The organism is Halorubrum sp. Ib24, from assembly GCF_002252745.1.
Taxonomy (GTDB): domain Archaea; phylum Halobacteriota; class Halobacteria; order Halobacteriales; family Haloferacaceae; genus Halorubrum.
Window position 1 is genome coordinate 73,447 of sequence record NZ_NHOX01000032.1, and the last position, 24,935, is coordinate 98,381.

At 69.6% G+C, this 24,935-nt stretch carries 25 protein-coding genes and 1 pseudogene; 9 read left to right on the plus strand and 17 right to left on the minus strand.

Annotation, left to right across the window (positions count from 1 at the left end; all coding sequences use genetic code 11):
- Positions 1–122: 122 nt before the first annotated feature.
- Complete coding sequence (locus DJ82_RS08555; RefSeq protein ID WP_094522126.1) at positions 123–407, plus strand: hypothetical protein; 285 nt, start codon at positions 123–125, stop codon at positions 405–407.
- Between the two features lie 569 nt (positions 408–976).
- Here the strand turns inward: DJ82_RS08555 and DJ82_RS08560 are convergent.
- Positions 977–1,423: a peptidylprolyl isomerase gene (locus tag DJ82_RS08560; protein ID WP_241881479.1), complete on the minus strand. Its 447-nt coding sequence runs from the start codon at positions 1,421–1,423 to the stop codon at positions 977–979.
- A 193-nt stretch (positions 1,424–1,616) separates the two neighbouring features.
- Between DJ82_RS08560 and DJ82_RS08565 the strand changes: the two genes are divergently transcribed.
- Positions 1,617–2,234 (plus strand): N-acetyltransferase, encoded by a 618-nt coding sequence (locus DJ82_RS08565; protein WP_094581573.1) that lies wholly within the window; start codon positions 1,617–1,619, stop codon positions 2,232–2,234.
- 34 nt (positions 2,235–2,268) lie between these two features.
- Here the strand turns inward: DJ82_RS08565 and trpB are convergent, their stop codons facing one another.
- Positions 2,269–3,432, minus strand: a complete 1,164-nt coding sequence (trpB, locus tag DJ82_RS08570; protein WP_094581574.1) for a tryptophan synthase subunit beta — start codon at positions 3,430–3,432, stop codon at positions 2,269–2,271.
- 92 nt (positions 3,433–3,524) lie between these two features.
- On the opposite strand from trpB, the gene DJ82_RS08575 reads away from it, so the two are divergent.
- On the plus strand, positions 3,525–4,157 hold the full coding sequence (locus tag DJ82_RS08575) for an IS6 family transposase (protein WP_094581575.1): 633 nt from the start codon (positions 3,525–3,527) through the stop codon (positions 4,155–4,157).
- 101 nt (positions 4,158–4,258) lie between these two features.
- Here the strand turns inward: DJ82_RS08575 and DJ82_RS08580 are convergent, their stop codons facing one another.
- Entirely contained in the window at positions 4,259–4,858 is a 600-nt protein-coding gene (locus DJ82_RS08580; protein ID WP_094527658.1) for an AsnC family transcriptional regulator, read from the minus strand.
- Positions 4,859–4,990: 132 nt separating this feature from the next.
- On the opposite strand from DJ82_RS08580, the gene DJ82_RS08585 reads away from it, so the two are divergent.
- Entirely contained in the window at positions 4,991–5,188 is a 198-nt protein-coding gene (locus tag DJ82_RS08585) for a heavy-metal-associated domain-containing protein (RefSeq protein ID WP_094525440.1), read from the plus strand.
- Between the two features lie 40 nt (positions 5,189–5,228).
- Here DJ82_RS08585 and lpdA read toward each other — a convergent pair whose 3' ends face one another.
- From lpdA to DJ82_RS08620, 7 genes are all read right to left on the minus strand, one after another.
- Positions 5,229–6,656: a dihydrolipoyl dehydrogenase gene (lpdA, locus tag DJ82_RS08590; RefSeq protein WP_094581576.1), complete on the minus strand. Its 1,428-nt coding sequence runs from the start codon at positions 6,654–6,656 to the stop codon at positions 5,229–5,231.
- Positions 6,656–8,299 carry a 2-oxo acid dehydrogenase subunit E2 gene (locus DJ82_RS08595; RefSeq protein WP_094581577.1) on the minus strand — a complete coding sequence of 548 codons (1,644 nt, stop codon included), beginning with the start codon at positions 8,297–8,299 and terminating at the stop codon, positions 6,656–6,658. Before DJ82_RS08595 ends, lpdA begins: the two co-directional genes overlap by 1 nt.
- A gap of 48 nt (positions 8,300–8,347) precedes the next feature.
- Positions 8,348–9,334 carry an alpha-ketoacid dehydrogenase subunit beta gene (locus DJ82_RS08600; protein WP_094581578.1) on the minus strand — a complete coding sequence of 329 codons (987 nt, stop codon included), beginning with the start codon at positions 9,332–9,334 and terminating at the stop codon, positions 8,348–8,350.
- Positions 9,335–10,438 (minus strand): pyruvate dehydrogenase (acetyl-transferring) E1 component subunit alpha, encoded by a 1,104-nt coding sequence (pdhA, locus tag DJ82_RS08605; protein WP_094525471.1) that lies wholly within the window; start codon positions 10,436–10,438, stop codon positions 9,335–9,337. It lies immediately after the preceding gene.
- A gap of 335 nt (positions 10,439–10,773) precedes the next feature.
- Positions 10,774–11,196 carry a CopG family transcriptional regulator gene (locus DJ82_RS08610; RefSeq protein ID WP_094525436.1) on the minus strand — a complete coding sequence of 141 codons (423 nt, stop codon included), beginning with the start codon at positions 11,194–11,196 and terminating at the stop codon, positions 10,774–10,776.
- A 125-nt stretch (positions 11,197–11,321) separates the two neighbouring features.
- On the minus strand, positions 11,322–11,984 hold the full coding sequence (locus DJ82_RS08615) for an RPA family protein (protein ID WP_094581579.1): 663 nt from the start codon (positions 11,982–11,984) through the stop codon (positions 11,322–11,324).
- Position 11,985: 1 nt separating this feature from the next.
- A complete protein-coding gene (locus tag DJ82_RS08620) occupies positions 11,986–12,912 on the minus strand; it encodes a replication factor A (protein ID WP_094581580.1) in 927 nt (308 codons plus the stop codon).
- Positions 12,913–13,632: 720 nt separating this feature from the next.
- On the opposite strand from DJ82_RS08620, the gene DJ82_RS08625 reads away from it, so the two are divergent.
- The 4 genes from DJ82_RS08625 (at position 13,633) to DJ82_RS08640 (ending at position 18,069) form a co-directional block, all read left to right on the plus strand.
- Positions 13,633–13,935, plus strand: coding sequence for a hypothetical protein (locus tag DJ82_RS08625; protein ID WP_094525433.1), 303 nt, complete (start codon positions 13,633–13,635; stop codon positions 13,933–13,935).
- A gap of 85 nt (positions 13,936–14,020) precedes the next feature.
- Positions 14,021–15,211 (plus strand): hypothetical protein, encoded by a 1,191-nt coding sequence (locus tag DJ82_RS08630; RefSeq protein WP_094525432.1) that lies wholly within the window; start codon positions 14,021–14,023, stop codon positions 15,209–15,211.
- A 138-nt stretch (positions 15,212–15,349) separates the two neighbouring features.
- Positions 15,350–17,233, plus strand: a complete 1,884-nt coding sequence (locus DJ82_RS08635) for an ABC transporter substrate-binding protein (protein ID WP_094581581.1) — start codon at positions 15,350–15,352, stop codon at positions 17,231–17,233.
- Complete coding sequence (locus DJ82_RS08640; protein WP_094527665.1) at positions 17,230–18,069, plus strand: phosphatase PAP2 family protein; 840 nt, start codon at positions 17,230–17,232, stop codon at positions 18,067–18,069. The genes DJ82_RS08635 and DJ82_RS08640 overlap by 4 nt, the downstream gene beginning before the upstream one ends.
- A gap of 1 nt (position 18,070) precedes the next feature.
- Here the strand turns inward: DJ82_RS08640 and DJ82_RS08645 are convergent, their stop codons facing one another.
- On the minus strand, positions 18,071–18,742 hold the full coding sequence (locus DJ82_RS08645; protein ID WP_094581582.1) for a DsbA family protein: 672 nt from the start codon (positions 18,740–18,742) through the stop codon (positions 18,071–18,073).
- An 85-nt stretch (positions 18,743–18,827) separates the two neighbouring features.
- Between DJ82_RS08645 and thiD the strand changes: the two genes are divergently transcribed.
- Positions 18,828–19,715: a bifunctional hydroxymethylpyrimidine kinase/phosphomethylpyrimidine kinase gene (thiD, locus tag DJ82_RS08650; protein ID WP_094581583.1), complete on the plus strand. Its 888-nt coding sequence runs from the start codon at positions 18,828–18,830 to the stop codon at positions 19,713–19,715.
- 34 nt (positions 19,716–19,749) lie between these two features.
- Here thiD and DJ82_RS08655 read toward each other — a convergent pair whose 3' ends face one another.
- The 6 genes and pseudogenes from DJ82_RS08655 to DJ82_RS08675 form a co-directional block, all read right to left on the minus strand.
- Positions 19,750–20,547, minus strand: a complete 798-nt coding sequence (locus DJ82_RS08655) for a ZIP family metal transporter (RefSeq protein WP_094581584.1) — start codon at positions 20,545–20,547, stop codon at positions 19,750–19,752.
- A gap of 67 nt (positions 20,548–20,614) precedes the next feature.
- Entirely contained in the window at positions 20,615–20,773 is a 159-nt protein-coding gene (locus tag DJ82_RS14805; RefSeq protein WP_158217299.1) for a hypothetical protein, read from the minus strand.
- A 2-nt stretch (positions 20,774–20,775) separates the two neighbouring features.
- Positions 20,776–21,381 (minus strand): hypothetical protein, encoded by a 606-nt coding sequence (locus tag DJ82_RS08660; RefSeq protein ID WP_094525426.1) that lies wholly within the window; start codon positions 21,379–21,381, stop codon positions 20,776–20,778.
- Positions 21,381–22,576, minus strand: a pseudogene (locus DJ82_RS15725) (signal peptidase I). The gene DJ82_RS08660 and the pseudogene DJ82_RS15725 overlap by 1 nt, the downstream one beginning before the upstream one ends.
- Positions 22,576–24,051 (minus strand): SipW-dependent-type signal peptide-containing protein, encoded by a 1,476-nt coding sequence (locus DJ82_RS08670; RefSeq protein WP_143420530.1) that lies wholly within the window; start codon positions 24,049–24,051, stop codon positions 22,576–22,578. The pseudogene DJ82_RS15725 and the gene DJ82_RS08670 overlap by 1 nt, the downstream one beginning before the upstream one ends.
- Positions 24,048–24,800, minus strand: a complete 753-nt coding sequence (locus DJ82_RS08675; RefSeq protein ID WP_094525424.1) for a hypothetical protein — start codon at positions 24,798–24,800, stop codon at positions 24,048–24,050. Before DJ82_RS08675 ends, DJ82_RS08670 begins: the two co-directional genes overlap by 4 nt.
- Between the last annotated feature and the right edge of the window lie 135 nt (positions 24,801–24,935).

A 24,935-nucleotide genomic window follows, 5' to 3' on the forward strand; every position in this document is an offset into this window, starting at 1 on the left:
CGACCATCGAACGGCATCCGTTCCGCGACCACCGAACGGCACACGGTACACGACCACCGACCGCGATCGCCGGCGAGCGCCGCCGGCACCAGCCTTTTCAGTATTCATCACGAAAAATAAACATGGACGTGGAAGCGGCGATGACCGACGTCTGCGACTGCCAGTACCCCGTCACGTACGACACCGTCGTCGAGGAGTGCGACGACGGCGTCGTCGAGTTCGCGAACGGCGAGACGATGCCGCTTCCGGAGATCCTCGACGTGGTCGACGACGAGCCGGACGCCTTCCGGTCCGAGGCCGAACTGGAGGAGTTCGTCACCTCGCTGCTCCCGGAGGACGCCGTCGGTCGAAAGGGGTACGACGACCGCGGGCGCGCCGCCGTCGAGTCGGACGAGACCTCGTTCTGACCCCCGGGCCGCCGCTCGTTTCGGCGGGGCGGCGCAGCCGGACCGGTCGCCTCCGCGCCGAGACGAGCGGCGCGTCCGACGACACCGAGACTCCTGAGGGCTACCGATGGGCGCCGACGCCGACTATCGCGCCGCAGCCGGCGCACTCGGAGACGACCAGCGGATCGGACGGGGAATGTCTCACGACCACGTCGGTGACGTCGGTCGGACCGCCGCACCGCCTGCAGAGGACCGGACGGGTGTCTATCATTTGGGTATCAGTACTCCGGAGAGAGCTACGTCGCTGTCGGGGATAACCGCATTCTATGCTTCGTTGTCAGGTCGGAAGGCCGTCCCGAGCGACCCGCGTCCGTCAAAACCGGGCGCGACGCCGCCCGAAGCGAGACCTCGCGAGAGCCGCGCGTCTCTTCTCGGGCGGCCGGCCCTCCGAGTACGAAACGGATTAAACGGCTGATTACGCGGCGCCCGCGTCTCGGGCCGGTTCCGCCGAAGCCCGAGAAGTCCGACCGGGCCATCGTCCCCCGCTCGCCGCCGCTCCCGTCGACCGCCGGAGACGCCTCCGTTCGGGATCAGTTGACGTCGACGATTTCGACGTCGAACGTCAGCGTTTCCCCGGCGAGGCGCGGGTTGAAGTCCACTCGGACGACCTCACGGTCGACGTGGACGACCTCGCCCTGACGGCCGTTCTGAGCCTCGAGATACGAGCCCTCCTCGGGCGTCTGGCCTCCGAGCATCTCGCGGAGCTCGTCGGTGTCGAACGTCTGAATATTCTCGTCGGTTGGCTCGCCGTAGGCCTTCTCCGGCGGGATGGTCAGGGTGTCCGTCTCCCCGGCCTCGAGGCCGATGAGTCCCTCCTCCATCCCCTCGATGACCTGTTCGTCGCCGATTTCGACCGTGAGCGGCGCGTACTCTCGATCGGGCTGGGCCTCGGCGAGGCCCGTCTCCTCGGCGACGGACTGCCGAGAGGTGTCGAACACAGTCTCGTCGTCGAGCCGCCCAGTGTACTCGAGCGTCACAGAATCGCCGGTCTCTATCGTCATACGAACACGAGAGGTGCCAGACGGAAAGTCTGTTGCATCGAGCGCCTGCGGTCGGGACCCGTCCGCGAGCCCCCTGCACCGGTCGGGATTGGCTCGGTGTCAGTCGTCGGTCGGGGAGTTCGACGGAGACCCGTATGTTCAAGCCGACGCGCGAGTACCGTCGCACGTAGTGACGGCTGGATTGCGGCTCCGGACGTACGATCCGCGGGACGAAGCGGCCGTGTGGGCCCTCCACGAGTGGGCGCTCAGGGACGCCGGCGTCGACCCGACCGACGTTCCCGGCACGGACGACCTGAGCGCGGTCGAGGCGTCGTACCTCGACGCCGGGGGCGAGTTCGTCGTCGGCGTCGTCGACGCGACCGATCCCTCGGACGGCCCGGCCGCCCCCACGAACGGCCTGACGGGTCCCGCGGACAGCTCAACCGACGCCGCGGCCGACGCCGCCGAGGCGTCCGAGACCGGTCTCGCCACCCGCGACGGCACGCTCGCGGCGATGGGCGGTTACCTCCCGAACCGCGCCGGCCACGGCGAGGAGCGAGACCGACCCGGCGCGGCCGAGCTCCATCGGATGCGCGTCGCTCCCCCGTACCAGCGACGCGGGTACGGTCGGGCGCTCCTCGACGAGCTCGCACGCCGCGCGGCCGCCGCAGATTTCGGGACCCTGCTCGCCACGACGTCGACTCGGCAGGCGGCGGCCCTCGAGTTCTACCGCGCGCACGGCTACGAAGAGGCGGCCCGCTCCGTCGCCGGCGCGTACGAGCTCGTTCACTTCGAAAAAGAGCTGTGAGCGCCGACGCGCGCTCCCGTCGCGTCGCCCCGACTCAGTCCGCGAGGTCGAAGTGCTCGGCGGCCGTCTGCATGTCTTTGTCGCCGCGGCCGCAGAGGTTGACCAGCAGCGTGTCGTGGCGGTCGTCCTCGGCGAGCTTGGCGGCCAGCGCGAGGGCGTGCGCCGGCTCCAGGGCCGGGATGATCCCCTCGGCCTCGCTCAGCTCGCGGAACGCGGCCAGCGCCTCGTCGTCGGAGACGGCGTGGTACTCGGCGCGGCCCATCTCCTGTAGCGCGGCGTGTTCCGGCCCGATGGCCGGGTAATCGAGACCGGCCGACACGGAGTGGTTCTGGGTGTCGTCGCCGATCGTCTTCGTCTTCATCCCCTGGAAGATCCGCGGCTCGTCCTGTTCAGTCTTCGAGAGGGGCGCCGAGTGGTTCTCGTCGTCGATCCCGCCCGGCTCGGCGCCGTAGAACTTGACGTCGTCGTCTTTGAACGCGTGCCAGAGCCCGATGGAGTTCGACCCGCCGCCGACGCACGCGACGCACGCGTCGGGGAGCGACCCGTGCAGCTCTCGGATCTGTTCGCGCGCCTCGGTGCCGATGACGGACTGGAACTCGCGCACCATCCGCGGGAACGGGTCGGCGCCGACGACGCTCCCGACGAGGTAGTGGGTCGAGTCGACGTTGGCGGCGAAGTCCTCTAAGGCGGCGTCGACGGCCTCCGCGAGCCCCTCGTTGCCGCGCTCGACCGGCTCCACGTCGGCGCCCATCAGCCGCATCCGGAAGACGTTCATCTCCTGTCGCCGCATGTCGTGGCGGCCCATGTACACCGTCGTGTCCAGGTCGAGGAGGGCGCCGACCATCGCGGTCGCGGTGCCGTGTTGGCCGGCCCCCGTCTCGGCGATCAGCCGCTCTTTACCGGCGCGCTTCGCCAACAGGGCCTGTCCGAGCGTGTTGTTGAGCTTGTGGGCCCCGCCGTGGAGGAGGTCCTCGTGTTTGAGGTAGATGTCGGCGCCGTATCGCTCGCTCAGCGTTTCCGCGTGAAACACCGGCGTCGGACGACCGGCGAAGTGTTCGAGGAGATGCCGGAGCTCGGCCATGAACTCCTCGTCACCGATCGCGTCCTCGTACGCGGCCGCTAACTCGGCCAGCGGTTCTTCGAGCGGTTCGGGAACGTGACGACCACCGAACTCACCAAACTCGCCAGGTGTGGCCATGACTAATGTGAGGCGTCGGATTTCAAAAAACTACGTGCGGCGGCGGGCGCCGTGTTAAGTTAAGAACGAGGCGGGACGAGGATTCAGTGCCTATGCCGAAAACCGCCCGCCTCACCGAGTCTACCGAGTGGATCGACTTGGAGTTTGTGGAGCGAGAGCGGACACCCCGCGAGATCATTGAAAAGGGTATTCGCCACCATCTTGCTGGTCTATCACTTTCGAATACAGTTATTCTTCTTGAGGAGTTGGGTGTCAATCGAAGTCGTGTTGCCGTTCACAATTGGGTGCAGAAAGCCGATCTACAGCCAGCTGATGGTGAGAACCCGGATCGTGTTGCGGTCGATCAGAAAGCGATCCGGATCAACGACGAGCAGTACTGGCTGTACGCTGCTGTCGATCCGCAAACGAACAGAATCCTTCACTCGCGGCTGTTTCCGACGTATACGATTCCAATTGCACGAGAATTTCTCACTGAATTAGCTGAGAAACACGATATCGAAGATGCTCTGTTTCTCGTCGATGACGCAGACGATCTGATCGGTGGTCTCCGCCGCGAAAACTACAGTTACCGCGTCGAACAACACGGTTTGAGAAATTCTGTCGAACGTGTCTTTAGAGAAGTACAACGCCGAACCTCTTCGTTTTCAAACTGTTTCAGCCACGTCGATCCGCCGACCGCGGAAACGTGGTTGCAAGCCCACGCCGTCTGGTGGAATCATGCTTAAGTTAACACGACGGCCGATACGGCGTCAACCGTTTATAAACGATCAGCTCGGTCGATGCAGGCGTTCACCGACGATCCGCGGTCACCCGCTCATGCACCCTATCACGCCCCTTCCTCCAGCCGCTGGTATCGCTCTCGGAACCGCGACAGGCAGGACGGGCAACAGAAGTGATAGACGTCGCCGTCTATTCGGGCCGTCTCGCCCTCGCTATCGACGGTGTTGGAACACTCCGCGCAGGTCAGCGCGAACTCCACGCCCTCGATCGACGGCGTCCACTCGAACTCGTCGACCAGCGTGACCGCGTACTCCTCGACGGCGACCCCCTCGAGCAGCCCCTGCACCCACTCCCGGACGTTCCGCCCCTCGACCCGACCGTACACGCGCAGATCGCCCTCGGCCGTGACGAACACGTGCTCGACGGCGTCGGCCTCGCGGACGCGGTCCCGCGCCGCGCCGAGCGCCTCGGGGCGGTTCGGCGGCAGCTCCACGTCGATCAGCACGGGGACGCCGGCCCGCAGTTTCGTGCGGTCGACGTCGACCGTGAACCCCTCGATGACGCCGGTCTCCTGCAGCCGCGTGACGCGGTCCGAGACCGCCGGCCCCGAGAGCCCCACGCGGTCGCCGATCTCGCTGTACGGGCGCCGGGCGTCCTCGGCCAGCAGCGAGAGGATCTCCAAGTCCGTCTCGTCGAGGTCTCTCATGTCGCGAGAGACGGCCTCGCGATACAAGACAGTTACCCGGATTCGCTTCGGATTCCGAAGTCAGAATGAACAGATATCCCCGGTCGCGAAGCGACAAGCGAAAAACGTCTCCCACACGTACGAGCGGGTACCATGAGCCGAACGCTCACCGTCGAAGGGATGTCGTGTGACCACTGCGAGCAGAGCGTCGAGGAAGCGCTGGAGGGCGTCGCCGGCGTCGAAGGAGCGACCGCCGACCGCGAGAGCGCGTCCGCGACCGTCGAGGGCGACGCGGATCCGGACGCGCTCGTGGCCGCGGTGAGCGAGGCGGGCTACGACGCGTCTCCCTGAAACGAACCGCGCGATCGGCGTCCGCTCGGACGCCTCGCTCCTACCGGTTCAGCGTGTGGATCGCCTGTCCGCGGGCGTTCTCCGCGGCCTCCATCACCGCCTCCGCGAGCGTGGGGTGCGTGTGGACCGTCGCCGCCACGTCCTCCAGCGTCGCGCCCATCTCGATGGCGAGCGCGACCTCGGCGACCAGCTCGGAGGCCTCCGGCCCGACGATCTGCCCGCCGAGCAGGAAGCCGGTCTCCCCGTCGGCGACGAGCCGGACGAACCCCTCGGTGTGACCCGTCGTCATCGCGCGGCCGGAGGCGTTGAACGGCATCTCGCCGACGACCGGGTCGAACCCCTCCGCCTCGGCCTCGCTCTCGGTCAGTCCCACCGTCCCGATCTCGGGGTCGGTGAAGACGGCCGCGGGGATCGCCTGCTGGTCGAGCGCGGCCGGCTCGCCGGCGATCACCTCGGCGGCGACGATCCCCTCCTTCGAGGCCGCGTGCGCGAGCATCGGCTCGCCCGCCACGTCGCCGACGGCGTGGACGTGGTCGACCGCGCTCCGCGTCCGGTCGTCCGTCTCGATGAACCCGCTGTCGTCCGTCTCGATCCCGGCGTTCTCCGGGTCGAGCCCGTCGGTGACGGGTCGGCGGCCGACCGCGACGAGGATCTTGTCGACGCCGTACCTCGACTCCTCGCCCTCGTCCGTCTCCGTGTGGAGGAGGTAGCCGCCGTCGGCGGCCTCCGACCACTCGCTCGCGCCCTCGCCGAAGCCGAACTCGACGCCGAGCTCCTCGGCGCGCTTGCGGACGATCCGCTTCACGTCGTCCTCGTACGGCTGGAGGATGTCGTCCAGCATCTCGACGACCGTCACGTCGGCGCCGAGCTTCGCGTACGCGGTCGCCAGCTCCATCCCGATGTAGCCGCCGCCGACGATCCCGAGTCGGTCCGGGACCGTGTCGGCGTCGAGCGCGTCGGCGGAGGTCCAGACGTGGTCCTCGGCGAAGTCGAAGCCGGGGATCTGGATCGGGCGGCCGCCCGTGGCGACGACCGCGTGCTCGAACTCGATCGACTCGGAGCCCTGCCCCTCGCCGCCGTGCGCGACGCGGGCCGTGTGCTCGTCGACGAAGGAGGCGGTCCCGGGCACGAGGTTGACGCCGTTCGCCTTACAGAGCTTCTCGACGCCGCTCGTCAGCTGATCGACCACGCCGTCCTTCCACTCGACCATCTTCCCCATGTCGACGGCGGGGTCCGCGTGGACGCCCATGAACTCCGCGTTGCCCGCCTCGTGAGCGAGCCCGCTCCCCGTGATCAGCGCCTTCGAGGGGATACAGCCGCGGTTCAGACAGGCGCCGCCGTACGCGTCGCGCTCGACGAGCGTCGTGTCGAGCCCCTCCTGTGCGGCGCGGATGGCGGCGACGTAGCCGCCCGGTCCGCCGCCGATCACCAGTACCTCCGTTCCGGTTGCGATGTCTCCGACGACCATTATTGAGTCAACAGCAGCAGCGGGTGTTCAAGGTGTTCCATTACGGTGTTCGCGAACTCGGCCGCCACCGCGCCGTCGACGACGCGGTGGTCGATCGACAGCGACAGCGGTAACGTCGGCACCGGGACGACCTCGCCGTCGCGGACGACGGGGCGCTCCTCGATGGCGCCGAGCCCGAGGATCGCGGTCTCTGGGTAGTTGATGATCGGCGTGGCGAACTCGCCGCCGATGGCGCCGAAGTTGGTGACGCTGAACGTGCTCCCCTTCATCTCGGCGGGCTTGAGCTTGCGATCGCGGGCGCGAGAGGCGAGGTCGCGAACCTCGGCGGCCAGTTCGAAGATCCCCTTCTCGTCGACGTCGTCGACGACGGGGACCATCAGCCCGGCGTCGGTCGCGACCGCGATCCCGAGGTTGTACTCCTTTTTCAAAACGATCTCTCCGTCGTCCTCGCGCAGTTCGCTGTTGAGATAGGGGTGCTCTTTCAGCCCCGCGACGATCGCCTTCATCACGAACGGCATGTAGGTGAGCTTCACCTCCTCGGCGTCCGCCTTCGGCTTCAGCTCCTCGCGCGCCGCCACGAGGGCGTCGACCTCGGCGGTGTCGTGGTGGGTGACGTGCGGCGCGGTGAACTTCGACCGCTCCATCTGCTCCCCGATGGTGCGGCGCACGCCCCGGTAGGGAACGGTCTCGTCGCCGGCGGACGCGCCCGTCTCGGTCGCGGCGGCGGCCCGGTCGGCGGCGGTATCGCTCGCGGCGGGCTCCGCGCCCGCGTCGACGTCGACCGGTTCGGGCGTGGGTTCCGGTTCGGCCGTCTCCGACTCCGGGGCGTCCGCGTACGCCTGCACGTCCTCGCCCGTGACGAACGCCTCGCCGTCACGGGTCTCGTCGGTCGGCACATCGTCGATGTCGACGTCGAGGTCGCGGGCGAGCTTCCGGGTCGCCGGCGTCGCGAGCGTCGTGTCGCGACCGGCCGGCTCGGGCGCCGACCCGGCATCGGCGGTCACCGAGGGCTCGGCGGTGCCCCCCTCGCCGCGCTTGCGCACGGCGGACTTCCGGTCGCCGGAGTCGACATCTGTCGGGGTCGGCGCGGGCCGCGGTTCGGGCGCGTCGCCGCCGCCGCTCGCGGCGTCTTCGTCGGCTGCCTCGGCGTGCGCTCTCACGTCGGCCTCGGTGACGCGGCCGCCGGGACCGCTCCCGTCGACGGCCGCGACGTCGACGCCCAGCTCGCGGGCGAGCCGACGGGCCGACGGCGGCGCGAACGTCCGGCCGGACGAGGTCGCCGGCGCCGACTCGTCTGCCGCCTCCGACTCGTCTGCCGCTTCCGGTTCGCTCGCGTCGGGGCTCGTCTCGTCGACGGCCCCCTCGTCGGCGGAGCCGGAGTCGTCCGCGTCCGCCTCCGCGCCGTCAACGCGGAACGAGATGATCACGTCGCCGACCGGGACCATCTCCCCCTCCTCGACGAACAGCTCCTCGACGGTCCCGTCGTAGCTCGACGGGACCTCGACGAGCGCCTTGTCGGTCTCGACCTCCGCGACCGGCTGGTCCTCCTCGACGCGGTCGCCGGGGGCGACGAGCCACGACACCAACTCGCCCTCCGCGACGCCCTCGCCGACGTCCGGCAGTCTGAACTCCTCGACCGTCATGCGTCGACCTCCGGGACTGTCATGTGGTGGATCTCCGCGGGAGCCATCTTAAAACTCGACCGCCTCCAGAATGCCGTCCTCGATCCGCGCCGCGGTCGGGAGGTAGTAGTCCTCCAGCGCGTACAGCGGGTAGGGCACGTCGAATCCGGTGACGCGCTTCACGGGCGCCTCCTGGTACAACAGCGCCTCCTCCTGGATGATCGCCGTGATCTCGCCGGCGAGCCCGCCCGTCTTCGGCGCCTCGTGGACGACGGCCGCGCGACCGGTGCGCTCGAACGCGTCGACGATCGCCTCGCGGTCCAGCGGAGAGACGGTGCGGAGGTCGACGACCTCGCACTCGATCCCCACCTCGGCGAGGCTCTCGGCGGCCTCCAGCGTCGGGCGCGTCATGGCGCCGTAGGTGAACACCGCCACGTCGTCGCCCTCGCGGCGGGTCGCGGCCTCGCCGAGGGGCACCGTGTACGGGTCCTCGGGCACCTCGTCGCGGAAGGCGCGGTAGATGAGCTTCGGTTCGAGGAAGACGACCGGGTCGGGGTCGCGGATCGACGCCGCGAGCAGGCCCTTCGCGTCGTACGGCGTCGAGGGGATGGCGACCTTGAGGCCGGCCTCGTGGGCGTAGAACGCCTCCTTCGACTCCGAGTGGTGCTCCGGCGCGCGGATCCCGCCGCCGTAGGGGGCGCGGAGGGTCATCGGGAGGGTGAACCGGCCCCGGCTCCGGGCGCGGAACCGCGCCATGTGGGAGACGATCTGATCGAAGCCGGGGTACATGAACCCGGAGAACTGGATCTCCGGGACCGGGCGGAGCCCCATCGCGGCCATGCCGACCGCGCAGCCGACGATACCCGACTCCGCCAGCGGGGTGTCGACGACGCGGTCGCCGCCGAACTCGTCGTAGAGGCCCTCGGTCGCCCGGAAGACGCCGCCGTTCTTCCCGACGTCCTGCCCGAGCACGAGGACGTCGTCGTCCTCGCGCATCTCGCTGTACAACCCGTCACGTACCGCCTGTACGACGGTGAGGTTCTGTGTGTCGCTCATTTACTCCTCCAGGAACGCTTCGTCGCCGCGCGTCTCCCGCAACGCCGCGAACTCCTCGTACTGCCGCTCCAGCTCGGGCGGGAGCTCCGCGTACGCGTGCTCGAACAGCTCGCTCGGGTCCGGCCGCGCGGCCGCCTCCGCCGCGTCGATCGCGTCGGCGACGCGCTCCTCGATCGCGGCCTCGATCTCCGCGACCCGCTCGTCGTCGAGGATCCCCTCCGAGCGGAGGTACGCCTCCAGCCGCGGGATCGGGTCCTTCGCCTTCCAGCGCTCGACCTCGTCGTCGTCGCGGTAGACGGTGGGGTCGTCGGCGGTCGTGTGCGCGCCGAACCGGTACTGCACCGCCTCGATCAGCGTCGGGCGCGGCCGGTCCGTCTCCGGGTCGCGCGCCTTCTCCAGTGCGGCCGTCGTGACGCCGTACACCGCCAGCGGGTCCATCCCGTCGACCTGCACGCCGTCGATCCCGTACGCCTCCGCCTTCTGCGCCAGCGTCGCGCTCCGGGTCTGCCGCTCGCGGGGTACCGAGATCGCCCACTGGTTGTTGTTACAGAAGAAGACGGTCGGCGTGTCGAACACGCCGGCGAAGTTGACGCCCTCGTGGAAGTCGCCTTCGCTGGTCGCGCCGTCGCCGAAGTAACAGAGGAAGGCCTCGTCGCTCCCGCGGAGCTTCGCGGCCCACGCCGCGCCCGTGGCGTGGGGCACCTGCGACGCGATGGGGACGGCGACCGGGAAGACGTTGACGTCCGCCGGCGCCTTGTTGCCGGACTCGTGGCCCATCCAGTAGAGGAGGGTCTGTTTCAGCGGGAGCCCGTGGACCAGGGCCGCGCCGTGCTCGCGGTACGAGGGAACGATCCAGTCGTCTTCGGCGAGCGCCGTCGCGGAACCGATCTGAGCCCCCTCTTGTCCCGACAGCGGCGGGTACGTCCCCATCCGCCCCTGTCGCTGGAGGCTCACCGCCCGGCCGTCGAAGTGACGCGCGAGCCGCATGTGCCGGTACATCTCGACGAGTTCCCCGTCGTCGAGATCGGGGACGTCGCCGACGACCTCGCCGTCCTCGTCGATCACGCGGACCGGGTCGTCGTACGCCCTGTCGAATACGCTCACCGTGGAACCCACCTGTTCATGTCAGAACGGTTCGCCGCCCGGGTAATATCGTTTTCGTACATAGTTTATTATAATCAGAAATCGGTGGGCGCGCTGAGAAACTGTCCATCAGATTCCCAGAGAACCGGACGTTTTTGAACAAATCTCGTCAGGGCCGGCAATATTTTCGTCGACTCGGCGGTTTCCACGAACAGTAACGGACAAACGGGAAGGTTTTCCGAGAGATCGACGCCGCGGCTCGGCGGGATCGGTCGGGGCGAAGACGGCGGCCGGAGGCGACGCCGCGGCTCGGCGGGATCGATCGGAGCGGAACCGGCGGCCGTCGGGGCGGCAGATCACCCGAGCCGGAAGGAGGGTTCGTCGCGCTCGCCGCGGTCGTCGCGCTCACCGTCGAGGTCCTCTAGGTGGATCACGTCCTCCCCGTCGTCGTCGAGCCGCTCGCGGAGGTGATTGACGTACCGCTTGTACTCGTCCAGCTGTTCGCGGAGGTGGTCGGCCTCCAGCTCCAGCCGCTCGTGCTCGCGGATGAAGCTCTTCGGGACCTCGACGCGCGGGGGGAACGACTCGCCGGGCTCGCCCGCGCTCTTGAGCTCCGCCTCCGGGACGGCGCGGACCTGTCCGTCGTGGGCAACGAGCGTGTCCACGTAGTCCCGGAACACCGCCGACAGCGAGATGTCCCGCTCCTCGGCGATGTCTCGGAGCGCCTCGAACGCGTCCTCGTTGACGCGGAACGAGATCGTCTTGTTCTTGTTGCCCATTGCCGGAACGGTGGTCGCGCTATCTACTTAAGCGTTTGTCAGACGGTGCCACAAAAAGGGGAAATAGCGGGCGTTACGGACCTAAAGCGCCCGATCGGTCCGTCTGGGCGGTCGGCCGCCGCCGGTCAGGGCTCCGGCGTTCCGGCCGGATCCGTCGCGTCGCCGGCGGTGTCGCCGTCGGCGCGGTCCTCGTCCGCGGCGTCGCCGGCGAGTTCGTCGCCCTCGTCGAGGTCCTCCAGCGCCGACAGCGCGGCGGCCTTGTACGTCTGGGGGTCGAGGTCGTACTCCTCGCGGGCCATCCGCGCGTACTCGTTCCCGTCGTCGTCGAACGCGGCGACGCGCTCGATCGTCCGCGTGGCCGTCTCGGCGACCCAGCGGTCGCGGGTGGCGGCGTCGACCTCGGTGATCGACTCGGGGCGGACGGAGACCCGGACGGTGCCGTCGTCGGTCTCGTACGTCCGGGGTTTCCCCACGACTGCGACGTAGGCGGGCGGCTCCAGGTCGCGGAGCTTGGAGGCGGCCTCGGGCTGGTACTGGCCGGCGTACACGAAGAACGTGCCCGTCGGATCGACGATGCGGCCGCGCCAGTACTCGCTGTCCTCGCCGACGTCCTCCTTCTCGGTGAGGGTGCCGACGAAGAACACGCGGTTCGAGGACTCGCCCGTCGGGAGGAGCGCGTAGACGGGGGCGCGCTCGTCGTCGGACTCGGTGAACGTGTAGCCGGCGTCGTTGAACTCGGTCGCGAACACGCGCCGGGCGACTTCTCGGGTGGGTGCGGATTGACTCATGTCAGATCGACCTCGCTTCGATCAGCGCGCTCTCGACGTCCACTCTCCCGGGGTCTTCCATCTCGTCGACCAGGACGTACCGGCCGAAGGTGGGACCGGTGACGCGGTAGTAGCGCCCGAGCACGTCGTCGGCCATCTCCTCGGCGACGACAGTCGTGTCGAGCGCGTCCATCGCCATGTCCTTGGCCTCCTCGAGTCCCATGCCGGTGAGCTTCTCGGTGGCCTCGCGGTCGAAGATGACCTCGGTGACGGTCTCGCCGTCGTCGAGGACGCCCCTGATCCGGAGGTCGAACTCGCCCTCGACCTGGCCGTGCTCGGAGCACCGGCCGTTCTGGAGGACGCGCGTGCAGTCGTCCTCGGGACAGCGCTTGATCAGCCCGGAGCCGGACTGGATGTCGACCAAGGCGCCCTCGACGGTGTCGGCGTTGTCGCCGACCTCGATCTCCTCGTCGATCTCGGTAATTTGAGTCGTCCGGTTGAGCTTCACCGAGTAGCTGCCCTCGTACTCGTCGGTGACGACGTTCGAGAGCTCGTACGCCTGCCCCTCCGTCAGCTCGGGCAGGTCGGAGGTCTCGAAGGCGACGAACTTGATCGTGCCCGACTCGTCGCCGAGGAGCCGGACCTGCGAGATCGAGTCGCTGCGGGGCTCCCAGAGGTCGACGAGCGTCACGCGCAGGTCGACCCACTGCTCGTCCTCGTCGATCTCGTCGACCAAGACGGACTCGCTGCCGCCGCGGCCGAGCTCGTCGCGCTCCATCCCGGCGTCTTCGAGGTAGCTGTTGGTGACGCTCCGGCGCGCCTCGTCGAGGGGGACGCGGTACTCGTTGACGAGGTTCTCCAGCCGCTCCTCGACCTCGTCGGCGTCCACGTCTAAGTGGTCCGAGAACTGTTCCGCTATCGCTTCCGCTTCCTGTCGCAGTTCGCTCATGGGGTGTCTCCGCCTCCGGTCTTGTTTCAATGGGAGGCGTACGGCGATTGGTTCCTCACGGTATTAAAAATCCCGCAACCACGGTGAAAGTGGTCGTCTCCGACGCGCTGACGGGCCGCTTCCGGCGGTTTCGCGGTTTCGACGGCCGGCCGCGTCAGACGCCCGTACGCCACGCGCGGGCTTCGTTTCAAGTGGAACGATACCGCGTGAAGCGTCCGCACGTATCAGGGTCGAATGAAAATAAACGATGGCGGTGGCGCGCCGGTGAGCGCCCGTGAGGGCGCGAACCGAGCGCGAGGGAGTCAGTCGCCGGAGCGAAGCGACGGCGACTGACGAGGCTGGGGAGGCGCGAGGCTGCGGTGCGGTTGCGGTGCGGGACTCAAAGGGGCAGCCGTGAGGTGCGCGGAGGCGTTCACGAGAGCTCTGCTCTCGTGAGCCAATCAGAACGCGGAGCGTTCTGATGACGACGCAAGCACCGCAGGAACGAGCGGAGCGAGTGACGAGGAGCGCAGCGAGCGTGCGTGCACCTCACGGCTGGGGCTTCGGACGTGTTCGCTCTAGATCTACAGTCGATTATTTATAAGCGGGAGACTGGGACTTCTAAGGAGTCCACCGCGACGGCGACGATTTACGAACCCCTCACGACGGGTCCGCCGCCCGCGGACCGATCAACCTCGCATTCGCCAACGGACCTATATCCGACGCGCCGGTACGGTCCCTATGGACGACCGACTCGAACGCGTCATCCGCCAGCAGCTCCGCAAGGCGGGCAAGCAGTTCGAGGAGGCGCGGCGGGCGTACACCGAGGGAAAGGACGACCCCGACGACGACACCGCGGGGGCGGAGCGGTACGACCTCCCGACCGACGAGGACGGACGGGCGCGGATCGTCTGTCGGCGGCACGCCGAGCGGCGGGCGGTCGCCGTCGACGCCGAGGGGCGCCCCTCGTGTTTCGACGCGGGCCACCCCGACTGCGAGGGCTGCGCGGAGGACGTGCGCGACGGCTTCGTCGAGACCTGGTGAAGCCGGTCGCGGCCGGTGCGAGGGAGGGCGAACCGCGCCGGCCCCCACCCGAAGGCGTTTTTATGCGGACGCCCTCGAAGCGGCCATGAAGCGAGCGACGGTGGTCGTCGGACTCCTCGTCGTCGTCGCGGTCGGGTTGGCGCTCTCCGGCGCCTTCGCCGGACCGCCCGCGGGGGAACCGTCGGCGACGGTCCCGGAGGAGTCGCTCATCGCGGTCGACGGCGACTACCGGCTGTGGCCGTACACGAGCCGGAGCGCGTCGGTCGAGGGGCGGACGCTCGCGATCAACGTCGTGGTGCACGCCGACGCGGAGACGACGCGCGCGGCGATCGAGGGGGGAACCGAGGCCGACTGGGAGGAGACCGAGGGGATCGAGTCGGAAACGACCGCCGACGCCGAGCGGGTGCGGGCGTTCGTCGAGCGCGACTGGGCCGACGCCCGCAGCTCGACGCGGTACGGCTACGTCGAGGGACCCGCCGGCGGGGTCTGGCTGACGGAGACGTTCGAGCTCCACGACGGGGCGTACCTCGGCGTTCGCGACCACGTTCGGGCGTACGAGTCCCCGGACGGTGAGTACACCGCGATACAGGCCCACGAGGAGTACTACGACTGGTTCCGGCTCCGCCACACGGTCCCCGGGATCGACGACCCGGCGGTCCGGCTGGAAGACGAGTTCATCCACGGGCGGGTCGACGCCGAGGTGCGCCGGGAGCACCGCGGGATCGAGGGCGGGTGGAGCGACGGCTGGCTGTCGGTGATCGAGCTGGCGTCACTCGTGACCGTCGCGGGCGCACTGCTCGGGCGCCGGACCCGGGCGGCGGCCGTCGACCTCGCGCGGCGGGCCCGACGGGAGGCGACGAAACACGCCGACGCCGCGGTGCTCGGGGCCGCTCTCGGCGCCGTCGTCGTCGGCGTGCGGGCCGCCGGCGTCGGGCTGGAACTCGCGTATCCGAGCGTTCCCCCGAAGGCGATCGCCGGCCCGCTGTACCTCGTCCTCGCGGGCGGGGTGCCGGCGCTCGTAGTCGCGCGGTCGCGCGAGTGCGACCCGGCGGCGGTCGCGCTCGCCGTCGCCGCCGGGCTCGGGACCGGGTTCGTGCTCGACTTCGCCGCGCTCGGCGTCGCGGTGCCGCCCGCCCTCGTCGTCCACCGGATCGCGCTGCTTGCGGCGGTCGGCGTGGTCGCCGTCGGGCGCGCGGCGGACGATCGACCCGTCCTCGTCGCGGGCCTCCTCGCGTGGGCGGTCGGACTGGCGCTCCCGCTCGCGGACGTGATCTGAAGCGATCGAGGTCTGAGGCGATCGAGGTCTGAAGCGATCGAGGCCGAAATCGGGGCTGACTCCCCGAATCGGCCGGTCGGTGCGGTACGAGGCCACCACAGAAGAGATATAGGCGGGCGACGAAAGAGTGAGGGACGAATGAACCGCCACGTCAGCCGCCGGGAGGCGCTCGCGGGGATCGGTCTGGGGGCTCTGAGCGCCGGCTGTCTCGGTCGAACCCGCAACATCGCGGGGCGCAACAGGCCCTCCCAGCTCACGCTGCAGATCGACACGGCGCCGGCCGACAGGGACCCGAACGCGATCCGGATCGCCAGGCACCTCGCCGAGAACCTGAACGCCGTGGGGGTCGACGCCCGGATCAACACCCTGAGCCGGACCGACCTCTGGCGGAAGGTACTCATCAACCAGGGCTTCGACGTCTACGTCGGGCAGTTCCTGGAGTCGGAGCCGTTCGACCCGGACGCGATGTACGCGTTCACCCATTCGCGGTTCGTCGCCGAGGCCGGCCGCCGGAACCCGTTCGGATTTACCGACATCAACGGCGTCGACGACCAGCTCGAACGCCAGCGACGGGTCGAAGGGCGGGAGCGACGCGACGCGGTGGCCGAGCTCCAGCGCTCGCTCTGCGAGCTGCAGCCGTTCACCGTCGTCGCGTTTCCGGACCCGCTCAGCGCGGTCCGCGAGGATCGGTTCGAGGGGTGGACGAACCGACAGCCGCTGTCGCCCGGCGCGCTCCTGCGACTGGACCGCGCGGAGACGACGGACGGAACGGCTGACGACGGCGACGCCGGGACCGCCGAGAACGCCACCGCGGAGGAGGAGACCGCGGACGAGGAAACCGCCGACGGCGACGCCGTCCTTCGGCTCGTCACGACCGACGATCAGATCACGGAGAACTGGAACCCGATCGCGGCCGAGTACCGACGCGACGGGACCTTCACGTCGCTGCTGTACGACCAACTCGCGCTCGTCGACCGCGGGGAGGTCATCCCCTGGCTCGCGTCGGGCTGGGAACGGGTCGACGAGGAGACGGTCGTCGTCGACCTCCGAGACGCCCGGTGGCACGACGGCGAGCCGGTGACCGCGGGCGACGTGGCGTTCACCTACGAGTTCCTCCGCGACACCTCGATGGGGTCCCTCGATACGGAGGTTCCGACGCCGCGGTTCCGCGGCCGGAGCTCGGTCGTCCGGTCGGCGACGGTCGTCGGCGACGGGCGGGTCGAGCTCGCGATCGACGACGTGAACGACGCGGTCGCGGTCCGGGCGCTCCAGGTCCCGATCCTGCCGGAACACGTCTGGTCGGAGCGGACCGACGTCGCGACGATCGCCGGCTTCGAGTTCGACGTGGAGACGACCGAGGCGGTGGTGTCGAACAACGGGGACCCGGTCGGGAGCGGGCCGATACGGTTCGCCGAGGCGACGGCGGAGGAATCGGTCGTCTTCGATCGGAACCCGGACCACTTCCTCGCTCGCGCGGACTCGACGCGGGACGAGGCCGATCCCGCGGCGGGAGTCCCGGAGCGGTTCCGCGGGAAGCCGGCGTTCGAGCGCCTGCGGATCGAGGTGTCGCCGTCGGACATCGCCGCCGTGGCGGCGGTCGGCGACGGGCTCGCGGACGCGACCGTTTCGAACCTCGGCCCGGACGCGGTGCCTCGGATCGGGCGGGACGCCGACACGCGGCTCGTGACCGGGCGCTCCGGCGGGTTCTACCACGTGGGATACAACGCGCGGCGGGCACCCCTGTCGAACCCGCGCTTCCGGGCCGTGATCGCGTCGCTGATCGACAAGGAGACGCTGATCGACGAGGCGTTCGACGGGTACGCCCGACCGGCGGCGTCGCCGCTCGCGGCCTCCTCCGAGTGGGTGCCGACCGATCTCTCGTGGGACGACAGGGAGACGGATCCCGTGTACCCGTTCGTCGGGGAGTCGGGGTCTATCGACACCGACGAGGCGAAGGAGCTGTTCCGCGACGCGGGGTACCGGTTCGACGAGGGAGGACGCCTGCTGTCCAGGGGGGAATGACCTGGCTCGCGTCGGTCCTCGGCTCGCTCGCGCTGTGGGTGGGCGGCGGGATACTCGTCGCCGCGGCGGTAATAATCGGGCCGAGTCGAATCCGTGGGCTTCGGGACGACGTCGCGTCGCGCCTGTCGGACGCGCGGCGGGAGTTCGCCGCGCTCTGCGCGGTGCTGCTCGCGAGCGCGGTCGGCCGGAGCTCGCTCCAGACGGTCTCGGAGCTGTTCGGGCTGCGACTGACGGGACTGATCTACGCGGTCGAGGGGGACTTCGTCGAGTGGATACAGCAGACGTACGCCACGCCCGAGCTGACGATGTACTTCTCGTCGGTGTACGTGTACGGATACGCGTTCCTGCTCTCGTTCCCCTTCCTCGCGTACATCGCGCTTCCGCGGACGAAGACGCTGCGGCGGCTGCTCGTCGCGTACGCCCTCAACTACGCGATCGGGCTCGCGCTCTACACGGTCGTGTTCGCGCACGGCCCGCGGAATCTGGACGTCGGGACGTCGCTGCTTTTCACGTACAACCCCGAGTTCACGGCGCTGACGAGCGAGGTGAACGAGGCCGCGAACGTCTTTCCCTCGCTTCACACGTCGCTGTCGGTGACCGTCGCGGCGTTCGCCGTCATGACGCGCGATGAGTACCCGCTGTGGACGCCGGTCGCCGTGTGGATCTCGACGTCGGTGGTGATCGCGACGATGTACCTCGGGATACACTGGCTCACCGACGTGATCGGCGGGATCGCGCTCGCGCTCGGCTCCGTCTACCTCTCGTGCCGGATCGTCGGCGAGGAGGAGGAGGCCGACGGCGAGATCAGCGGCGACACCGCCGCCGTCGACGCGTAGCTCAGGCGCCCTCGACGAGCCGTTCGAGCTGTTCCGGCGGCACCGCGCCGCGGGCCGCGTGCCCGTCGAAGGCGAACGTCGGCACGCCGGTGATCCCCCGCTGCCGCGTCGCGTCGAACAGCTCGGTCACGCGCTCGCGGAGGTCGTCGTCGCCGAGCGCGACATCAACGACCTCGGCGTCGAGCCCCTCGACGTCCTCCGCGATGTCGACGAGCACCTCGCGGTCGCCGATGTCGCGTCCCTCCCGCCACAGCGCCGCGAACACCGCGTCGTCGAAGGCGGGCCACGCCTCGGGGGCGGTCTCTTTCACGTGCACGGAGACGAGCTGGGCGGGCAGCGAGTCGACGTCGGTCGCGATCTCCTGAGCCATGTCGACGCCGTACTGCTCCTGGAGCCGCCGGACGTTCTCGCGGGCCTGCGCGTAGTACTCGTCGCCCTTCCCGTCGTCGACCTCGTGGTCGACGGTGCCGTCGGGGTTCCGCTTGCCGGCACGGAGGTCGAACGGGTGCCAGTCGACCGCGAGCGGCTCCTCGCGCGTCTCCCGGTACTCGGCGAGCGACCGCCGCCCGAGGTAGCAGAACGGGCAGACGTAGTCGGAGTAGACGGTGATCGACTCGGTCGGGTCGTCGGCCGGATCGCCGCCGGCCGCGTCGTCGGAGTGAGCGTTCGACATACCCCCGGTTCGACGGCGAACGGCAAAGGGCGTTCGGCGGCGGCGATCGCCACGACTTAATATTACCAAGTGGTACAACCAGTATATGGCACGCGATCGCGACCCCGTCTCCCCGCCGGTCGCGCTGACGATCGCCGGCAGCGACGCCGGCGGCGGGGCGGGGATCCAGGCGGACCTGAAAGCGATGACGGCCCACGGCGTCTTCGGGACCGCGGTCGTGACGGCCACGACGGCGCAGAACACCCGGGGCGTCGAGGACGTCCACGTCGTTCCGGCCGACCACGTGGCGAGCCAGTACGACGCCGTGATCGAGGACTTCGACGTCGGCGCGGTGAAGACGGGGATGCTGGCCACGGCGCCGATCGTCGAGACCGCGGCCGGGCTGCTCGCCCGCTGTTCGGCCCCGGTCGTCGTCGACCCGGTGATGGTCGCGGCGACCGGCGACCGGCTGCTCTCGCCGGCCGCCGAGGAGGCCTACGAGGGGGTTATCGAGCGCGCGACGCTCGTCACCCCGAACGCCGACGAGGCGGCGGTCCTCGTCGACGAGCCGGTCGAGACGCCGGCGGACGCCGAGGCGGCCGGGCGGGAGCTCGTCGCCCGCGCGGCCGGCGCCGCGCTCGTGAAGGGCGGACACCTGAGCGGTGACGGCGATCGGGTCGTCGACACGCTCGTGATCGGCGGCCGAGGGGAGGGTGACGAGGCGGGCGACGGCGACGAGGCGGGCGACGACGACGAGGCGGGGACCGACCCGACCGTCGTCCGCATCGAGAACCCCCGCGTGGCGACCGACGCGACGCACGGCTCCGGCTGCGCGCTGTCGAGCGCGATCGCGGCCCGGCTGGCGCGCGGCGAACCCCTGCGCGGGGCCGTCGCGGACGCGGTCGACGAGATGGGAACGGCGATCCGCCGCGGCTACGACGTGGGCGACGGGCCGGGCGCGGTGAACCCGACGGCGTTCGACGACGGTCGGTGAGTCGAACGCGCCGTCGACGGTCGACCGGAGGCGCTCAGATGAAGTTGAGCGGGAGCATCAGCACGACGCCGAGCGCGATCCCGCCCGCGAGCACGGGCTTCCCGCCGCGGGGGAGCGCCGCGCCGGTCTCGAGCGCCTCCGGGATGAACTCGGTGGCGACGAGGTAGATCATCGCGCCGGCGGCGAAGCCGAAGCCGTACGGGAGGAACTCGCGGGCGTACCGGACGAACGCGAAGGCGAGGACCGCGCCGATCGGTTGCGGGAGGCTGGAGAACACCGACCACCAGACCATCTTCCACTTCGAGACGCCCATCGCCCGCAGCGGGATCGAGATCGCGGTCCCCTCGGGGACGTTGTGGATCGAGATCGCGACCGTCATGAACACGGCGAGCAGCGGCACGGCGAAGCCGAACAGCGAGGCCCCGCCCGCCAGCCCGAGGTCCGCGAACGAGACGCCGACGGCGACCCCCTCGGGGAAGCTGTGGACGGTCAGCACGCCGAGGATCAACACGAGCTTCTTGAAGTCCGCCTCCTCGTACTCTCGCGGGTCGATGTCGGCGTCCAACAGCACGTCGTGCGCGACGACGACCAGGACGACGCCCGCGGCCAGGCCGATCCCGATCTCGACCGGCGTCCCCTCGGCGAGCCCCTCCCGGACGAGCCCGAACAGCGACGCGGAGAGCATGATCCCCGAGGAGAACCCCCACAGCGCCACGTTCCCTCGGTCGCTGATCGAGTCGAAAAGGAAGAACGGCAGCGCGCCGATCCCGGTCGCGAGGGCCGTGATCAGCCCGGCGACGAAGACGAACGCGAACGCGTCGAGCGCGACCATGCGTTTGCGGAGAACTTCGTCAGTCCGGTACATAACCCCGCCGACGAAACCCGGAGTCCGGGAGCGTTCATCCGATACCGCGAACGAGACCGGCGAGCAGCAGGATCAGGAACAGCGCGAGGAACAACAGCAGCACCCCGAGCTTCGTCCCGGGCGGAGGCCGGCGAGCGCACGCCCCACCGCCGCGTTTCGGTTCGGACCCCCGCAGCCCGATCAGCGAACTCACGCTCACACCCCGGTCGGAGCGAACGCTGCGGCGTCAGAACCGGTCGTTTCAGACCCCTTCTCCGCAGGATCCGGAACGTTCCGCTTGAACGTCGGTTCGTCTCCCGTCGGCGCGAGCTCATCGTCCGTCTTCGGCTCGTCGTCCGGCGCGAGCTCGTCGTCCGTCTTCGGCTCGTCGTCCGGCGCGAGCTCATCGTCCGGACCCGATTCGGTCTCGGACGGCACGGTCTCGTTATCCGGAACCGATTCGGTCTCGGGCAGCGCAGTTTCGTTGCCCGAATCCGAAACGTTCCCCGAGTTCGAGGAGGTCTCGTTGCCCGGCGGCACCGAGACGGTCTCGTGAGCCGACGCGTTCGCGTTCACCGAGTTCTCCGTCGAGTTGTCCACGGGCACGGTCGTGGTCGACCCGTTCTCCACCGAGAGCGCCGACGTCCCGAGATCGCCGTCCGGCGACGCTTCGATCGGGGCGAACTCCCCGACCGTTTCGAACGTCGTCGTCACGGTCGCGTTCGACGTGAGCACGGCGAGCGTGAGGCCGCCGCCGAAGGCGACTCCCCACACCAGCACCGCGACGGCGACGAGGCCGACGAGGCCGCGGTTCACGGCCATCAGTCCACCTCCCCGGCGCGGTCCGGCTGTGACGGTGGGGTCGTCGACGGCGACTGACGCGCCCCGGACCCGTCCGTCACTGCCACCGATCCCGACGGATCGACCGGGTCAGTCGTTCCGTCGTCGCCCTCCGCTCCGCGCTCGGCCCCCTCCGCTCCGCGCTCGGCCCCCTCCGCTCCGCTCTCGGCGCTCGCCACGTAGTCGTCATCCGCCCCGTCGTCCGCGGTATCGCCGCTCTCCGCGCGGTCGATCGCCGTGTCGTCGTCCGCCGCCTCAGCGCTCGGTCGGTTCCGGTCGAGGACGCCGCTTGCCGGCACCCACGTCGCGAGCGCGCCGAGCAGCAGCGTCGCCGCCGCGACCGCGACCGCGATGGCCGCGGCGGTGCGGAGCTGGACCGCGACGTAGGCCGCGTACGGCGCGAACACCAGCAACACCGCCGCCGCCCCGCCGACCGCGTCGACGGAGACTCCCGTGGAACCGGTCGCGGCGGTCTCTGCTGGCGTCACGTCGGTTTCGGCGTTTTCGACGCCTGCCGCGTCGGTCCCGGCGGACGCCGCGGTGACGGGCGCCGCGTGACGGGCGCCGCGGTCGCGTCCGCGCCGACGACTCCGTCGGCAGTCGAGTCAGGCGAGTTCGGCGCGTCAGGTGAGTTCGGCGCGTCCGACCCCCCGTCCGCCTCCTCGCGGCCGCGAACGATCGACCAGACCTCGGTGACCGCGAGCAGGCCGAACGGGAGCAGCACCAGCGCGACGAACCCGGCCGGCGTGCCCGCGAACTGGATCACGTACCCGATGTACGGGATCGCCAGCGCGACCACGCCGACGAGGTTCCCGGCGGGGACGAGCCCCGGGTCCGGCCCCTCGTTCGCGTCGCCCATCGTCTCGAAGGCGAGGGTCCCGCCCTCGCCGACGACGTCGATCACGCGGTGCGTCACCGGCACCTCGCTCGTGCCGCGCATGAACGTGATCACGTCGCCGTCGACGACCGTCGTCGGGTCGCGATCGGCGACGATCACCACGTCGCCCGGCGCGATGGCGGGCGTCATGCTCGCCGTGAGCACGACGAAGCTCTCGTCGGCGCCGACGATCTCCGGGGCCGCGTACACCGCGAACGGCGCGACGAGCGCTAGCAACAGGACGATCCCGAGTACGTTCGCCGCGCGTTTCGTCCGTGGTGATGTGAGTAGTTGTGTCATCAGTTCGCCTCCGTGCCGCATATCGGTCTCTCGTCAGTGGTCGTTCCGCCCGCGATCTCGAACTCGTCGTCGGGTCCGAACCGCATCCCGACCGCGAGCAGCTCCGAGCAGCTCACGTGGATCGGGGTCGTCGCTCCGCCCTCGACCCGTATCTCGACCTCCGGACCGAGTCTGTCCGTCTGGCCGCCGCCGTTTCCGTTGCCGTTGTTCCCGCTCCGAGTCACGTCGCTCCCGTCGAGGGTGAACACGTCTCCGTTGGCGACCGTGCCCTCGAAGAGCGTCCCGCCGGTGCCCCCCTTCGTCGAGACGACGGTGACCGACGGCTCGTCGTCGCCGCGGTAGCGGACGTCGAGCGTCGCGAGCGAGGCGTTCTCGTCGTCGCAGACGACGCAGTCGACCGTCTCGTCCTCGTCGGGGTCGTCGCCGTCGCCCGAATCGGAACAGACGAAGACGACGATGTTGCTGATCCCGTGTCGCTTGTCCTTGTCGGGTTTCAGGGGCGCGAACAAGATCTCGTCCGTCTCCGAAGAGGCCGGATCGATCTCGTAGGACTCGGTCTCTTGCCCGCCCTTGATCTCGACCTTACACATGTCCGGTCCGGGGTTCCCGTCGGCGTCTTGGAGGGTGAACTCGACGCCGACCGTCTCGGCGTTGCCCCCCTCGTCTTTCGTCTCGACCGCGGTGATAGCGATCTCGTGACCGTCCGCGCCCGCGGGGAGTTCGATCAGCGAGAGCGTGTCCCCGACCGCGACCGGCGAGTCGCCGAATTCCGCCTTCCCGAACTCGTCGTCGCACGCGAGGCACTCGTTCTCCGACTCCTCACAGACCCGGTCGGCGAAGGGGTTCGACCCCGCCGCGTCCGCCTCGGAGACGTGGCGACACTGCTCGGCGTACAGCCGGAACCGAAGGTCGGTCGCGTCGTTCGCCGCCTCCTCGGGCGCGTCGCCAGGCATCCGCCAGGCCACCTCGACGGTAACGGGGTCCTCGGGGACGAGACAGTCCGCATCGATCCGCTCGCCCGCGACGAGGTCGCGCTCGACGTCGGCGAGGGCGCGGTAGCCGCCGGTCAGCGACGGTCCGTCGACGACAGAAATCTCGACTTCGAGGGCGCGCGCGAGCGCGCTGTCGTCCGGACAGTCGGTCGCGATCCAGACCCGGACGGGGTTCGTTCGCACGTCGATGTCGAACGTCTCGCGCCCGGGATTCCCCCGTCGTATCCCCGACACGTCGACCGCGAAGGTCCCGTCGGAGACCGCGTTGTTCACGACCAGCTTGACGGAGCCGGCGCCGAAGACGTTGTCCGGGAACGTCTCGCGGTCCGAGAGGTACGCGCCGGTCCCGAGGCCGCTCGCCATCCCGACGGCGCCGACGCCGCCGATGCTCGCGAGGAGCCGGCGCCGGCTCAGTCCGACCGTCGGGCCGCGCGAATCGGCAGCGACGCGGCCGTCGGAGTCGTCACGTCGGTCGGCGGTCATGTCGACTCCTCCTCGTCAAACGGGTTCGCGGCGTCCGCACCGCACGGGTCGACACCGAACGTGACGTCGAAGTCGACGCTGCCGCCCTTACCGGCGTTGCCGTCGCCGACCGGGAACGCCCAGTCGATCACCAAGCAGCGCCGATCGCTCGGCGTGAGGCAGTCACCGTCGAAGAGTCCGGGATCGATTAGGACCCCGTCGGCGAGGTCGGCATCAGTCAGGTCGGCGAAACTCCCCGAGAAGATCAGCGTGCCGAACTCCGCGAAGGGACCGTCCGCGCCTTCGCAGCCGCCGACTCCGAGCAGCCCGTCGTCGTACCGAACGGTTACGCGGAGCCGGTCGGCGAGCGCCTGACTCGCCGGGTCGCTCCCGATATTGGGAGCCAAGCGCATCCACGCGCGGAGCCCCTCCTCGACGTCGTCTTCGACTCGTAGCCCGACGCTCACGGTGCCTTCGTCTCTGGGGAGCACGTCGTCGAGGTCGACGAGGCGGACGCCGGTGACGCCGTCGACGAAGTCGGTCGCGTCCGTCGGCCCGTCGACGACCACCGTCTCCGCCCCGGAGCCGTTGTACGTCGCCTGCCAGCCGACGAGCAGGCGGCGGCCGTCCGTCTGGGCGTACGTGTAGTCCGCGTAGTCGCTCCAGCTCCCCGTCGACCGGCCACGGGCCAGTCCGGTGGTCGCGAAGCCGACGGCTCCGATACCCAGGAGCGTCCGTCGCCGCGTCAGTTGTGTGTCTTTCGTTGTCATTGTGTGTCGTTGCGGCTTCGAACGGCCGTGTCGTCGATAGCCTCTCGTCTCACCGCTCTCTACCACCACCGCGCTCGTATGTATGCGCGACCTACCCAGTCCGGTCCGGTGACCGTACCCGACGGTACGGACGCC

Excerpts from the sequence above, each read along its gene's own strand:
- DJ82_RS08610 (WP_094525436.1), bottom strand. The coding sequence starts at position 11,196 with ATGGGCAACAAGAACAAGACGATCTCGTTCCGCGTCAACGAGGACGCG.
- DJ82_RS08595 (WP_094581577.1), bottom strand. The coding sequence starts at position 8,299 with ATGACGGTCGAGGAGTTCAGACTGCCGGACGTCGGCGAGGGCGTCGCG.
- thiD (WP_094581583.1), top strand. The coding sequence starts at position 18,828 with ATGGCACGCGATCGCGACCCCGTCTCCCCGCCGGTCGCGCTGACGATC.
- DJ82_RS08675 (WP_094525424.1), bottom strand. The coding sequence starts at position 24,800 with ATGACAACGAAAGACACACAACTGACGCGGCGACGGACGCTCCTGGGT.
- DJ82_RS08575 (WP_094581575.1), top strand. The coding sequence starts at position 3,525 with ATGCCGAAAACCGCCCGCCTCACCGAGTCTACCGAGTGGATCGACTTG.
- DJ82_RS08645 (WP_094581582.1), bottom strand. The coding sequence starts at position 18,742 with ATGTCGAACGCTCACTCCGACGACGCGGCCGGCGGCGATCCGGCCGAC.
- DJ82_RS08630 (WP_094525432.1), top strand. The coding sequence starts at position 14,021 with ATGAAGCGAGCGACGGTGGTCGTCGGACTCCTCGTCGTCGTCGCGGTC.
- lpdA (WP_094581576.1), bottom strand. The coding sequence starts at position 6,656 with ATGGTCGTCGGAGACATCGCAACCGGAACGGAGGTACTGGTGATCGGC.
- trpB (WP_094581574.1), bottom strand. The coding sequence starts at position 3,432 with ATGGCCACACCTGGCGAGTTTGGTGAGTTCGGTGGTCGTCACGTTCCC.
- DJ82_RS08625 (WP_094525433.1), top strand. The coding sequence starts at position 13,633 with ATGGACGACCGACTCGAACGCGTCATCCGCCAGCAGCTCCGCAAGGCG.
- DJ82_RS08600 (WP_094581578.1), bottom strand. The coding sequence starts at position 9,334 with ATGAGCGACACACAGAACCTCACCGTCGTACAGGCGGTACGTGACGGG.
- DJ82_RS08635 (WP_094581581.1), top strand. The coding sequence starts at position 15,350 with ATGAACCGCCACGTCAGCCGCCGGGAGGCGCTCGCGGGGATCGGTCTG.
- DJ82_RS08655 (WP_094581584.1), bottom strand. The coding sequence starts at position 20,547 with ATGGTCGCGCTCGACGCGTTCGCGTTCGTCTTCGTCGCCGGGCTGATC.
- DJ82_RS08555 (WP_094522126.1), top strand. The coding sequence starts at position 123 with ATGGACGTGGAAGCGGCGATGACCGACGTCTGCGACTGCCAGTACCCC.
- DJ82_RS08580 (WP_094527658.1), bottom strand. The coding sequence starts at position 4,858 with ATGAGAGACCTCGACGAGACGGACTTGGAGATCCTCTCGCTGCTGGCC.
- DJ82_RS08620 (WP_094581580.1), bottom strand. The coding sequence starts at position 12,912 with ATGAGCGAACTGCGACAGGAAGCGGAAGCGATAGCGGAACAGTTCTCG.
- DJ82_RS08670 (WP_143420530.1), bottom strand. The coding sequence starts at position 24,051 with ATGACCGCCGACCGACGTGACGACTCCGACGGCCGCGTCGCTGCCGAT.
- DJ82_RS08640 (WP_094527665.1), top strand. The coding sequence starts at position 17,230 with ATGACCTGGCTCGCGTCGGTCCTCGGCTCGCTCGCGCTGTGGGTGGGC.
- DJ82_RS08615 (WP_094581579.1), bottom strand. The coding sequence starts at position 11,984 with ATGAGTCAATCCGCACCCACCCGAGAAGTCGCCCGGCGCGTGTTCGCG.
- DJ82_RS08585 (WP_094525440.1), top strand. The coding sequence starts at position 4,991 with ATGAGCCGAACGCTCACCGTCGAAGGGATGTCGTGTGACCACTGCGAG.
- DJ82_RS08660 (WP_094525426.1), bottom strand. The coding sequence starts at position 21,381 with ATGGCCGTGAACCGCGGCCTCGTCGGCCTCGTCGCCGTCGCGGTGCTG.